We start from the raw sequence: 850 nt of genomic DNA, 5'->3' as shown, positions 1-850 counted from the left end.
GGATCACGATGATTTGAACTGAAGAGTTTGATCATGGCTCAGATTGAACGCTGGCGGCAGGCCTAACACATGCAAGTCGAGCGGAAACGATGGAAGCTTGCTTCCAGGCGTCGAGCGGCGGACGGGTGAGTAATGCATAGGAATCTGCCCGGTAGTGGGGGATAACCTGGGGAAACTCAGGCTAATACCGCATACGTCCTACGGGAGAAAGCAGGGGACCTTCGGGCCTTGCGCTATCGGATGAGCCTATGTCGGATTAGCTGGTTGGTGAGGTAACGGCTCACCAAGGCGACGATCCGTAGCTGGTCTGAGAGGATGATCAGCCACATCGGGACTGAGACACGGCCCGAACTCCTACGGGAGGCAGCAGTGGGGAATATTGGACAATGGGGGCAACCCTGATCCAGCCATGCCGCGTGTGTGAAGAAGGCTTTCGGGTTGTAAAGCACTTTCAGTGGGGAAGAAGGCTTTCCGGTTAATACCCGGGAAGAAGGACATCACCCACAGAAGAAGCACCGGCTAACTCCGTGCCAGCAGCCGCGGTAATACGGAGGGTGCGAGCGTTAATCGGAATGACTGGGCGTAAAGCGCGCGTAGGCGGCTTGGTAAGCCGGTTGTGAAAGCCCCGGGCTCAACCTGGGAATGGCATCCGGAACTGTCAGGCTAGAGTGCAGGAGAGGAAGGTAGAATTCCCGGTGTAGCGGTGAAATGCGTAGAGATCGGGAGGAATACCAGTGGCGAAGGCGGCCTTCTGGACTGACACTGACGCTGAGGTGCGAAAGCGTGGGTAGCAAACAGGATTAGATACCCTGGTAGTCCACGCCGTAAACGATGTCGACTAGCCGTTGGG

1 rRNA gene is annotated in these 850 nt (G+C 56.7%); it reads left to right on the top strand.

The window, feature by feature from the left end:
• Positions 1–15: 15 nt before the first annotated feature.
• A 16S ribosomal RNA gene (locus tag GFD32_RS13215) occupies positions 16–850 on the top strand; the annotation flags it as partial.

The organism is Halomonas faecis, assembly GCF_010993975.1.
Classification (GTDB): domain Bacteria; phylum Pseudomonadota; class Gammaproteobacteria; order Pseudomonadales; family Halomonadaceae; genus Halomonas; species Halomonas faecis.
Note: the sequence above shows the minus strand (reverse complement) of the source record. Positions and strands in the feature narration are given on the sequence as shown.